The 11,798-nt window shown below is 47.3% G+C and carries 12 protein-coding genes; 3 read left to right on the top strand and 9 right to left on the bottom strand.

Annotated elements, in window-relative coordinates; genetic code table 11:
* Nucleotides 1-20 precede the first annotated feature (20 nt).
* On the bottom strand, nucleotides 21-1,559 hold the full coding sequence (locus DRW41_RS17540) for an alpha-amylase family glycosyl hydrolase (protein ID WP_115453325.1): 1,539 nt from the start codon (nucleotides 1,557-1,559) through the stop codon (nucleotides 21-23).
* Nucleotides 1,560-1,736: 177 nt separating this feature from the next.
* On the opposite strand from DRW41_RS17540, the gene DRW41_RS17535 reads away from it, so the two are divergent.
* A complete protein-coding gene (locus DRW41_RS17535; protein ID WP_115453324.1) occupies nucleotides 1,737-3,509 on the top strand; it encodes an alpha-glycosidase in 1,773 nt (590 codons plus the stop codon).
* A gap of 276 nt (nucleotides 3,510-3,785) precedes the next feature.
* Nucleotides 3,786-4,352, top strand: coding sequence for a DUF2777 domain-containing protein (locus DRW41_RS17530; protein ID WP_115453323.1), 567 nt, complete (start codon nucleotides 3,786-3,788; stop codon nucleotides 4,350-4,352).
* A 119-nt stretch (nucleotides 4,353-4,471) separates the two neighbouring features.
* On the opposite strand, the gene DRW41_RS17525 is transcribed toward DRW41_RS17530, so the two are convergent.
* On the bottom strand, nucleotides 4,472-4,828 hold the full coding sequence (locus DRW41_RS17525) for a YisL family protein (RefSeq protein ID WP_115453322.1): 357 nt from the start codon (nucleotides 4,826-4,828) through the stop codon (nucleotides 4,472-4,474).
* A 91-nt stretch (nucleotides 4,829-4,919) separates the two neighbouring features.
* Nucleotides 4,920-5,831: a fumarylacetoacetate hydrolase family protein gene (locus DRW41_RS17520; protein WP_115453321.1), complete on the bottom strand. Its 912-nt coding sequence runs from the start codon at nucleotides 5,829-5,831 to the stop codon at nucleotides 4,920-4,922.
* Nucleotides 5,832-5,850: 19 nt separating this feature from the next.
* Between DRW41_RS17520 and DRW41_RS23110 the strand changes: the two genes are divergently transcribed.
* Entirely contained in the window at nucleotides 5,851-5,997 is a 147-nt protein-coding gene (locus DRW41_RS23110) for a hypothetical protein (protein WP_181884623.1), read from the top strand.
* Here DRW41_RS23110 and DRW41_RS17515 read toward each other — a convergent pair.
* The 6 genes from DRW41_RS17515 to DRW41_RS17490 are packed head-to-tail and all read right to left on the bottom strand — an operon-like array spanning nucleotide 5,984 to nucleotide 11,794.
* Nucleotides 5,984-6,901 (bottom strand): type II secretion system F family protein, encoded by a 918-nt coding sequence (locus DRW41_RS17515; protein ID WP_115453320.1) that lies wholly within the window; start codon nucleotides 6,899-6,901, stop codon nucleotides 5,984-5,986. The two genes, DRW41_RS23110 and DRW41_RS17515, sit on opposite strands and share 14 nt — an antisense overlap.
* Nucleotides 6,902-6,904: 3 nt before the next feature.
* On the bottom strand, nucleotides 6,905-7,867 hold the full coding sequence (locus DRW41_RS17510) for a type II secretion system F family protein (RefSeq protein ID WP_115453319.1): 963 nt from the start codon (nucleotides 7,865-7,867) through the stop codon (nucleotides 6,905-6,907).
* A 2-nt stretch (nucleotides 7,868-7,869) separates the two neighbouring features.
* Complete coding sequence (locus tag DRW41_RS17505; protein ID WP_115453318.1) at nucleotides 7,870-9,297, bottom strand: TadA family conjugal transfer-associated ATPase; 1,428 nt, start codon at nucleotides 9,295-9,297, stop codon at nucleotides 7,870-7,872.
* On the bottom strand, nucleotides 9,294-10,151 hold the full coding sequence (locus DRW41_RS17500; protein ID WP_115453317.1) for a CpaE/TadZ family protein: 858 nt from the start codon (nucleotides 10,149-10,151) through the stop codon (nucleotides 9,294-9,296). Before DRW41_RS17500 ends, DRW41_RS17505 begins: the two co-directional genes overlap by 4 nt.
* A 19-nt stretch (nucleotides 10,152-10,170) precedes the next feature.
* Entirely contained in the window at nucleotides 10,171-10,878 is a 708-nt protein-coding gene (gene cpaB, locus DRW41_RS17495; protein WP_115453316.1) for a Flp pilus assembly protein CpaB, read from the bottom strand.
* Nucleotides 10,879-10,888: 10 nt separating this feature from the next.
* Nucleotides 10,889-11,794: a pilus assembly protein TadG-related protein gene (locus tag DRW41_RS17490; protein WP_115453315.1), complete on the bottom strand. Its 906-nt coding sequence runs from the start codon at nucleotides 11,792-11,794 to the stop codon at nucleotides 10,889-10,891.
* Nucleotides 11,795-11,798: the final 4 nt, after the last annotated feature.

Raw genomic sequence — 11,798 nt, 5'->3', positions numbered from 1 at the left:
GGCTTTTGATTGTAATTACATTATACCTTAGGGTTTTGCTTTTTCCCGCGCTTCGCAAGGAAAATGAAAAACCAGATGAAGAATATCCAAATTGCCGCTATTGCCGCAATGAAAGGGTAGTTCAACCCCATTTTTTCAGCGAGGACAAATATTTCACTTTCGTCCCGGTCAAGGACAATTGTAAATCCATCCTTTTTCCCTTCAGCTTTTTCGTCAATCAAAAGCCCTCTGAGTTCGTTCCCATCGGGGTCTACCTGTTCGGGAGACAAGTTGACATATTGGGTCTCGCTCGTATTGTTGATGGCAATAATAGCTGTTTCTCCCTTATAGACGCGCTTGAAGACGGCCATCCCATCCTTTTCGTAAAGCTTCTCCATCGTTCCCCTTGTCAGGGATGGCAGCTTCTGCCTCAGCTCGCTTAGCTTGGTGATATGGTCGATCAGCTCTTTATCGGCCCTAAAATTCATCAGCCGGCTGTTATCCGGAGCATCGCCGCCATCAACCGCAATTTCCGTTCCGTAATAGACAACCGGGATTCCAGGCGTTGTGTACATATACGCAAGCGCCTGCTTCCACTGGCTGCCGGGGAACTGCTTCACATTGACCATTTCCCTCGTAAACCGGGCCATTTTGTGGTCGTCAAAAAAAACAGCCATTTCATGCGGGTTTTCCACTATGCCCATATTTTCCCCCCAGTTTTCCAAAACCCCTGAAAAACTTCTGTCTGGCTTCACAAGTCCTTTGCGAAGTTCATCCAAAAGCGGGTAATCGTAAAAGGTATCAAACCCAGCATCCTTGTATTCTCCGTAAAGGTTGCGGCTTTCCGGGCCAAGGTCCCCAATCAAATAGAAACCGTCCTTTTCAGCTTTCACTGCTCCGGAAAATTCCTTCCAGAAGCTTGCAGGCACATGTTCAGCAGAATCAAGGCGGTAACCGTCAATATCGGTTTCCTTGACCCACCATTTCGCCGCATCAATGAGGTAGGCTCGAACCTCCGGATTTTCATGGTTGAAATCAGGAAGACCATCAACCCAGCCATTCAGCCGTGCGTCCTTGTCCAGCCCCACCACAGCACTTTCCTCATGGAACCATTCCGGCCCTTTTTCTTTCATGAGCTTGCTGTCAGGGCCTGCGCTATTGGCCGGGAAGTCGATCAGCACCTTCAGCCCCGACTCATGGGCTTTCTTGACAAGCTTTTTAAACTCCTTCAGCGTCCCGAAGTGCTCTTCCGTTTTATAAAAATCGTTCACCCAATACCCGTGGTAGCCTCCTTCCACATTATCGAAAACCGGTGTCAGCATAATGGACGAAAAGCCCATATCCTTAATGTGGTCCAGCCGGTCGATGATTCCCAGGAAGTCGCCGCCATTGTATGCCAATGAATCTTTCGCGTTCACATTTTTATCATTCAGCTGGCTGCCGTTGTTGAAGCGGTCAACCATTAAAAAGTATATCGTTTCGTCCTGCCATTTCCGTCCATCCTTTTCAATCGCGTGCACAGGCAATACGCCGAAAAGAAGGAGAGAAACCAGGAAGCATGCCGCCAGTCTGGCCTTCATGCCGATCCATCCCCCTATTGGCAGGCAACCATTCCCGCCATTTTATTATCCTTTCTATGTCCACATAGTATTGTACCATATGTCCTCTTTTTCAGAAGGCCATTTGGAATAGTTTGACTTTTCTGCATGTGGGTAACTACTCATTACGTACCAAGAATCTAATGGGGAGCTGACAGGATGTTAAAAGAAGCCATTTTCCATCGCCCGACGGACCACTTTGCGTATCCATCCGGAAAGGAGGAACTACATATCCGGATTCGAACGAAGAAGGAGGATGCCACTTCTGTCCTTCTCTTGCATGGCGACCCCTATGCAATTGAAGATGGCGCCTGGCAGTATACGGAAACAGGGATGAAAAAAACTGGGACGGATACCTTATTCGACTATTGGTCCGCGGTGGTTTCACCTCCCTACAGAAGGCTCCGCTACGGATTCAAACTGAGCGATGGGCGTGAAACGTTTGTATATGGGGAGCAAGGATACGCTGATGAGGCACCGGAAAACGTTGCATTTTATTTTGCCATTCCTTATGTTCACTCATCAGCAGTGTTCAAACCTCCCGGCTGGGTGAAGGATACAATCTGGTACCAGATTTTCCCTGAACGTTTCGCCAATGGCGATAAAACCAACGACCCGGATGGAACGCTAGAATGGGGAAGCGCTGACCCAGAGGTTGATAATTTTTTTGGCGGGGATCTGCGGGGCATTATAGAAAATATTGATTACTTGAAGGACCTCGGCATCAACGGAATCTACCTGACACCTATTTTTAAAGCGTATTCGAACCATAAATACGACACCATCGACTATTTTGAAATCGACCCTTCATTTGGTACGAAAGAAACATTGAAGGAACTTGTGGAAACGTGCCATAAGAACGGGATACGGGTTATGCTTGATGCTGTATTCAATCATAGCGGATATTACTTTCCACAGTTTCAGGATGTATTGGAAAAAGGCGAGCAATCAATTTATAAAGACTGGTTCCATATTTGGAATTTTCCCGTTGTAACGGAACCTAAGCCAAACTATGATACGTTCGGATTTTTCCCTTCAATGCCAAAGCTCAACACCGACCACCCCGAGGTCGCTGATTTTTTGATAAAGGTAGGGCGCTACTGGCTGGAAGAATTCGATATTGACGGCTGGAGGCTTGACGTCGCCAACGAAGTAAGCCCCGCTTTTTGGCGCAGGTTCCACGCTGAACTAAAAGCGATAAAACCGGATTTATATATACTGGGTGAAATCTGGCACGATTCCATGCCATGGCTGCGGGGCGACCAATTCGACGCGGTCATGAATTATCCTTTTACAACGAATGTCCTGAACCTTTTCGCAAAAGGAACGATAACTCCCAAAACCTTCGCTGAAGATATGACCAGGGTCCTTCACATGTATCCGGCAAATGTGAACGCCGTCTCCTTCAATTTGGTGGGAAGCCACGATACACCGAGGATTCTGACCGAATGTGGCGGGGATATTCATAAAGTGAAACAAATCTTCACTTTGATGCTGACGTTCACTGGGACGCCTTGCATATATTATGGTGATGAAATCGGGCTGGACGGAGAACTTGACCCAGGCTGCCGAAAATGCATGGAATGGAACCCGGGCCTGCAAAACCGCGATTTGGCGGAACACATTAAAAAGCTAATCGCCTTGCGTAAAGAGAGGCCAATCCTTGCGAATAGCGGAGAGCTGTTCTTCCTTCCATCCGGCGAAAAAAATCACTGCCTTGCGTATGCCAGGTCGGAAGGCGATATAACAATCGTGATTGTTTTAAATACCTCCAGCCAGTCCACAGTATACCGGCTTCCGGCGGAATATACTGCTTCCAGCGCCATTGATTTATTCACTGGGCAGAGAGTCCAGGGATCGCAATCCGGTGAAATGACCATAAACCTATCCGGAAACGGTATCGTGATAATCGAAATGGAAAACAGCAACTAAGGAAGAGGCCAGCCGCACAGGCTGGTTTTTTATTTTTCCGGCAATGTTAAAATTGCGGTTTTCGCCCTGTATCTGATTGTCCGGCGGATGAATAGAATAGTACGAAGTGCTTTTCTATGATCGCACATGGCACTGCCCTAATCCACCCCTCCATGATTGACAGGATGTTGTTTTTCCTTTTCCAGGGATTCCCGATTTCCTGATTTTTTACGGGCGGTTATAAATCCATAGGTTTATGTCAAAAAAAGAAGTAGCACCGTTCACGGAGGTAAAGTGATGAATCGACAGCAACGCGACAAAATGTATGAAGCCCAGGCAAGGGCCTATACGGAAGGATCGATCGAACTTATTAATGAACAATGGGTATTTTTTGACAAAGAAACGGATGAGGCTTCGTTGCTTGAGGAGCATCTTCTTCAGGAGATTGAACTATTCCGGCTGAATCGCTGGAGGAAGGGAATTCTCGTCGAAGCGGGGAAGATTTCCTTCGGGGATGATTGCCTGTTCCTCAAAGACAATGACCGGGTAAGGGTAAGGAAGCATCTCGTTTATTCTCTTGAGAGGCTTTTGGAGCGAATCCATCATGACGCCTTTTTCCAATTTGTCACAACGCTGAATTCACTTGGATTTTCAATATACGATTGCCTTTATTGCTACAACCACCTTAATTTCCTGGGTGAACAGTCCCCGAAAAGCGGTGTTAACTTTATGATTTTCGACAATCAGGAAGAAATTTGCGGTGTGCAGCACCATTTTTGCTATTACGAAAAAGAAAGCGACCGGTTTGAATTTACTTTGAATACCGGGAAAAGGCTCATCATCGAGAAACTTGCCTCCTCTTAGCGGAAAATCGTTTTTCGAATAGATGCCAAGACCAAGGCGGCCGTGGTCCTGTTCCTGAAGCATTGGCCCCCTCCTGCTTCATTCCGCTTTATTTAAAAAAGCTGCCAAATGGCAGCTTTTTAAAACCAGTCAAACCCCAATGGAAGGCTAAAGCCAAGGAGCAGGACAAGAATGAAAGCAATAATGAGTTGAATCCAGAGGACTTTCCTCGGTTCCCTTTTGCCGGTCTTCATCAGAAGAAATTCCATAATGGCGATGATCCAAAGGCCTACCGCCGCTTTTAAAACATAAAGCAAACTAATTTTACTAAGTGAGAATAGCATTATAAAGCCGGTTGCCAATATTAACAGGTAAAAAACCCTTAAAATCATATGGGTAATTTTCGCGCCTTTTTGGTTCCCGCCTTTGTACATGGATAGGGCGACGAAAAATAAAATCGCGCCTAATACCCAGGTTGTAATATGGGCGTGTGGCATCAACTTTGCCTCCTTTAAGATTTTCGCTATTATCATACCATAGCCGCTATGAAAATCCTAAATATATGATGGCAAAAGTGGAAACCCATGGCTATTCCGAGATAGTATTCCGGAGCGCGCCGATTTTCTCAACTTCGATTTCAATGGTGTCCCCGGGTTTTAGAAATTTAGGAGGATTAAACCCTTTTCCGACCCCGGCAGGCGTACCTGTCGCAATGATATCCCCCGGCTCGAGGGTCATTCCTTTTGATAGATCCTCGATAATTTGTTCTATCGAAAAAATAAAATGCTTCGTATTGGAATCCTGCCTTACTTCCCCGTTCACAGTGGTCCGTATATTCAGGTTCCCGGCATCACCGACCTCATCCGCCGTCACAATCCATGGACCCATTGGGCAGGTGCCATCAAGGCTTTTGCCGATAAAGAACTGTTTGTGGCGCTTTTGAAGATCCCTTGCAGTGACATCATTTACAATTGTATAGCCGTACACATAATCAAGAGCTTCCGTTTTGGGAATCGCCTTTCCCGTTTTTCCGATGATGATCGCCAGTTCGCCTTCATAATCAAGTTGTTCTGTAATGCCACGATGCACAGGAATTTCCTCCCTATCAGCAATCACCGCCGTTGGAGGCTTCGTGAAGACCATGATGTGCTCAGGGATATCCTCGGGGCCGCCCATTTCAATCGCGTGGTCGGCATAGTTTTTCCCCACACAAAAAACATTCTTTAATGGCCGCGGAATCGGGGCCAAAAGTTTCGCTTCCTTCAGAGGTAGCCACATGGTTTGGCCATCGCCGTCTTCAGTAGCCCAACTCAAAAGTTCCTGTATGTATCCGTTAACCGACTCACCTCCCTGGATAATTCCTAGGACCGTTTCCGGGATTCTATCTCCTTCACCCGAACGTTTTTCAGACGCGGCTTTCAGTGGCAGAAAGGTTTGTCCGTCCTTGTTTACGAGAACTGGAATCGTTTCTTCATCATGCAGGACAGTTGCTAGTTTCATACAGTTAGCGCTCCTTAAAATGGCATTTTCTTTAGTATATCGAAAAAAACCTTCCGTTTTAAGAGGAAGGTTTTCAAATCTTTTATTTTTTCAAAATGCCGTTGGGGCTGGTTTCCGTCTTGGGCATACCGTTTGGGATGTGATTCTCTATTTTAAAAACCTTTAATAAATTGCATGACAACGGGGCCGAGGAGGACGATGAACAGGCTTGGGAAGATGAACAGGACGAGCGGGAACAGCATTTTGATAGGCGCCTTCATGGCGGCTTCCTCCGCGCGCTGCCTTCTTTGTTCACGTACTTCAATCGATTGGGCCCGCAGGACCTGCACCATCCCGATTCCTAGTTTTTCCGCCTGAAGGATGCTGCTTATGAAGTTTTTAACAGGATCGACTCCTTCAAGCCGATCCCTCACGCCGCCAAGCGCTTCCCGGCGAAGCTTGCCGAGCCTCATTTCTTCAAGCGAACGCTGGAACTCTTCCGCGAGGATTCCTTCCTTTTTTGAGACAAGCTTGCTTACCGCGGCATCGAAACCAAGCCCCGCTTCAAGGCTTACCGTTAAAAGGTCGAGCGTGTCAGGGAGTTCCCTAAGCGCCATCTTCTCCCGGTATTTCGTCTTTTGTTTTAAATAAAAATGAGGAAACATATTACCCAAGGCGATACCTGCCAGCACCCCAAAGAAGACAGTGGATGAACCAAGGCCAAGCAGCATGCTGTATCCGGCAAAAATGATTGGGAATACGATGCTTGTCGCCGCCTGTAAAAGCCTGAAATCAACCGGCGTCATCCCGAAAGGAAAACCGGCACGTTCCAGCTTTCTTTCAATCTTCGCTTCCTTTTCGCCAGGCATTCTCTTTTTAAAACTTTTTTTGAAATCATTCAGGCCGGGTTTAAAGAATCGCTCGTAAAAGGAAAGCTGTTCGCCTTTCTCCTCAATTTGATCTTTTTTATCATGCCCGCCTGTGATGTAAACGGAAACCCGCTTGTCCACATGTTCCTTTTTCTTTGTTCCAACGTTTAAAATCCCATACACCAGTAAAGTGGCAGCCAGGAAAAAAGTGAGGTAGACCAACTGCTACACCTCAATATTCGTGATTTTTTTAATGAACAGAAAACCAATCATACAGGATACCGCCCCCACCACAATCATCCCAATTCCGATTGGATGGGTAAACATCGGTTTCATAAAATCGGGCTGGATAAAATAAAGCGCCACTCCAAGGAATAACGGAAGAAGGGCAATGACGACCCCCGACATCCTCCCCTGGGCGGTGAGTGTTTTGATTTGCCTCTGAATCCTTGTCCGGTCCCGAATAGTTTCAACGATTTTCTCGAGGACTGTCGCCAGGTTCCCTCCCACCTGCCTCTGAATCAGGATGGCCTGAATCATTAAGTCAAGGTCTTCACTCGGCATCCGTTCCTTCAGCTCATTCAGCGCATCTTCAATGCTGCTTCCGTATTGCATAGACTTGATTACGGATTCGACTTCCTCTTTAATTGGAGAGTCCGATTCATCGGCAACCGATTTTAATGCCTGCGGAAAACTGAAGCCCGCCCTCAAGGAGCCAATGATGGTTGTAATCATATCTGCGAGCCCTTCATTGAATTTATCAATCCGCTCTTTTTCTTTCTTTTTTAAGATAAAGCCAGGAATCAAATACCCAATCAAAAACCCTGGAAAAAATAATAGCCAGTGGCTGAAAAACAGGACAAGAAGCAATCCGGATAAACCCGCCGCGATCCATTGGAATGTAATGAACTCGTCCGGCTTTAGAGGCACCCCGGACCTGGCGAGCATCGTTTCAAGTTTATTATTCTTCTTTTTTGTAAGAAGCTTTTTGGTCAGGTTTTTCCTTGCCGCGGTGTACCTTGCGAATAGGTCAATGTCATTGCCTCCGATTTCAACCTCCGCTGAGGAGGACAAATACCTCTCCATCCTTTTTTCAATCCTTTGGTTCCGAAAAAAGAAGAGCTGGAGTAACCCATAGAATAAAAGAAAGGAAGAGAAGAGAAAAAGCAGGAGAAGAACCGCTTTCACCGTTAACCCTCCCTTTCGATGAACACGCTTGGCGGAATATGGATACCCGAATTCTCGAGCCGTTCATAAAACTTCGGGCGCACGCCTGTCGGGACGAGTTTTCCGATATATTTTCCGGAAGCATCCACGCCTGTCTGCTCATATACAAATATATCCTGAAGGACAATCACATCGCCTTCCATGCCCTGGACCTCGGTAATATTCGTAATTTTCCTCGAACCATCCTTCAGCCTTGATTGCTGGATAATTACATCAAGCGCACCGGAAATCTGCTCGCGGATAGCTTTGACCGGAAGCTCGACCCCGCCAAGCAGTACCATCGTTTCAAGCCTAGAGATCATATCCCTCGGAGAGTTGGAGTGTCCCGTCGCAAGCGACCCGTCATGCCCAGTGTTCATAGCCTGGAGCATATCCAGCGCCTCCGCTCCGCGCACTTCGCCGATAACGACCCGGTCCGGCCTCATCCTGAGCGAGTTCCTGACAAGGTCGCGGATCGTAATCGCGCCTTTCCCTTCAATATTCGGCGGCCTTGACTCAAGTGAAACAACATGATCCTGGCCAAGCTGAAGCTCCGCCGCATCCTCGATCGTGACAATCCGTTCGTCATTCGGGATGAAATTCGAAAGCACGTTCAGGGTCGTTGTTTTTCCCGAACCCGTTCCGCCGCTGACAAATATGTTCAGCCGCGCCTTGACGCACGCATCAAGGAAAACCGCCATTTCTTTCGTAACCGTACCAAAGTTGATTAAATCCTCTATTTGAAAAGGATCCTTGGAAAATTTCCTTATCGTTATCGTCGGGCCGTTCAGAGCGAGTGGAGGGATAATTGCATTAACCCTGGACCCGTCAGGCAGCCTGGCGTCGACCATCGGCGAGCTTTCATCAATCCTTCGCCCAATGGGAGCGACGATTTTCTCGATTACGTTCATCACATGCTCGTTGTCGCGGAATGTTATATCCGTCAAGACAAGCTTGCCTTTCCGCTCACAATAAACCTGCTTCGGCCCGTTGACCATGACCTCGGAAACTTCTTCATCGAGGAGCAGCGGATTGATCGGGCCATATCCCGTCAAATCATTGGTCAGTTCGGCAACAACGATTTTCCTATCGACAATCCCCCGGAATGATTCATCTTCTTTGATCACTTCCATCGCCATTGAATCCAGCTTCGGAATGATTGCTTCCACTTCTTCATCCTTCAGTTCGTGGAGGATTTTTTTATGAAGGATGCTTTTCAATTCCTGCTGCTTATCAACTTGTTTTTGGCGGATCGGCTCTATATGCTGCTCACGGGGAGTTTCTTTTGCTTTTGGGATTTCAGGTGTTTCCGCCCTTTGCATTTCTTTTTCCGGAATGGATTGCTCCGCGGCAGGTTTGGGAATTGGCTCTGCTGTTTTGGTTTTCTCATTGATGCGGTCAAGCAGCTTCATTTTGATATTCCCCCTTTCTTACGTTTCCAGGGGAACAGGGATAAAGGGTTTTCCTTCTTTTTCCCAATCCCTTCCCCCGCCTTGTTGGATGCAATTAGTTCAGCCATTTTAAAAACAGCCTTGGCGATATCCGATTTCGCATTAGCGATCACAAATGGGCTTCCCATATTAAGGGACCTTGAGCATGTCTGAAAATCATTCGGGATGTAAATGGGCGCTTCCTCCCCAAGAATCCTTGCCCCATCCTCGGCTTTAATAACACTTTCCATATTGGCACGGTTCAAAACAACACGGACTTTATCGCGAAGCCCGAGGATATCAAGCGTTTCAAGCAGCAGCTTCGTGTTTTTCATCGCGGCCATCTCAAGGGTTGCGACAACTAGTATTTCATCCGCCTTCTCAACCAGGTTTAGGGTCTGTTCATTCAATCCAGCGCCAGTATCGCAGACGACAAAATCATGTTTCATCAATAGAAAATCCGCCATTTTGGAAACAGCCTCTTTTGTAAGGATGTCGGCATATTCTGGCCGCTCCGGCGCGGGCAGGACACGGACTCCACTCCCATGGACGCTCAAATAATCCTCAAGTCGATGTTCATCAAGTGATCCAATTCCGTCCATCGCTTCTTTTATCGTGAATGTGTGCTGCAAATCCATTGCCAGCGAAACATCCCCGAACTGAAAATCGCCATCCAAAACAGCAACGGAGTGATTTCGTTTCGATAATGAGACAGCCAGATTGACGGAGAGGATCGTCCTGCCAATCCCGCCTTTGGCGCTGCAGACGGCAATCATTTTTCCGCGGGTTTCCGGAGTGCCGCCCTCTCTTGTTGTCTTTTCATCAAACCCCGCCATCTCCATCACCTTCCATCACTTAACTCTCATTTCCTTCCGAAGGGTTCGCATCCGCCTTCATAATCGGCCTTGTGCGCAGCATTAAATGAAGACTCCCATCTTGGGATGCCTTGACAAGCTTCACAGCATCTGCAGGCATTAGTTCAAGCGTGACAGCCGTATATTCCACATAAGGTTCCTTGGTATTTTCAGGAAATGTGAATTTCCTGCCGACAGCCAATACCCTCGCTTTTTCAAGCAAAATACTCGCCCTGAAATCGGGCACATCGACTGCTTTTTTATCTTCTTTTGAAAAAATCACGTCAACCTCATCTTCAGGTTCGACTAAATTCGTAACGGACTGGGGCAGGTTAAAGGAAACCGATACAGCACGGTACCCCTCCCTCACCTTGCGGGAAACATACACCGTTTCTTCTTTTTGGGAAACGAGCCTGTGGCCAAGAATTGGTTCGCCTTTTTCAATCATGGCGTCAGCAAGCTTTCCTTCAGCCTGTGAAATGGAGGAGAGCGTCTGTGGCAAGGCGCTTTCTTCAGGAATCTGGATGACATCAAGTTTCTCCGCCGTGATTTTTTCGTTCTTCTCGATTCTTTCTTTTGCGACGACGATTTCAATCGTCGGCGCGGAAGTCGTTTCCTTTTTGTCAAACTTCGCCATGTATTGGTAGAACAAGACTGTTGTAATCATCCCCATGGCAAGGGCCAGTATTAACACCATTTTCGAACGCATTTTTTCCCACCTACTCTGTCAGCCTGATAACATACGCGCCTCGGTCAATACTGCCTTCCTCGTAAAAACCGGTTCCTGGCCACTTGATGAACATCCCTGTGATCGATGTATCAGTACTGCTCATTGGTTCCGTGATATAAAAATAGGCAAACCCGGTTACTTGAATTGTTTTCAACTGATTCGAATCGAATTGATATGGTTTGTAAACCGGAATGAGGATAACCCTGGAGCAATCCCGGTCGGATAAATCCCCGATAGCGGATGTGCATCCATTAATCAATTCCTGAACAACCGTTCTCGTCTTACCGGCAATATTACCTGTTTCGGTTGGGATGATTTCCCCCACCTTGATTTCCTGCTGATACCCGTAGCGAAGGTTTTCTTCATACGTTTTGGCACCTGGGCCATTTAGGGCCAGGACGCCGAAAACCCCGCTGGAAGATCCAGATGCATCTGTTTTTAATTTTACAACTGCGCCATAATTTAGCGGGGTATCTTCGTGCACGCCAAGCGGCGCGACTCCAGCAGCCCTGCCCATTGGGGCGAGCGAGGCAGCCGCCGAAGCCCTGACATCGACTGTTTCAAACCCGAACAATCCCACGAAGGCCGGTTTCACCTTTTTTAGAAGGCCGACACGCACTTTTTTCTCCTTCACAATTTGCAGGCTTTCCCGTGACCCCGATTCGCCATGGTCGGCGAGGATCCTATTCACGATTTTATTAACTTGTTCATTTGAATTGTTCAGTTCCTGAGCGCCGGACAGTACAGCGGCGTTCGCGGCCTTTTGAAGCTTGCTTTTCGTCATATAGAGCATTCCGCCGTCAAGGGCGAGCCCCGTGATGAAAAGCAGTGCAACCATTGACAGCGCGACGTAGATTATGGCGACTCCTTTTTCTTCTTTTAAAAAATTCCCCATGCTC

The sequence above is a fragment of the Neobacillus piezotolerans genome (assembly GCF_003362805.1).
GTDB classification, from domain to species: Bacteria; Bacillota; Bacilli; order Bacillales; family Cytobacillaceae; genus Bacillus_D; species Bacillus_D piezotolerans.
The sequence above is the reverse complement of the archived record's forward strand: the minus strand, read 5'-3'. Positions and strand labels throughout refer to the sequence as shown.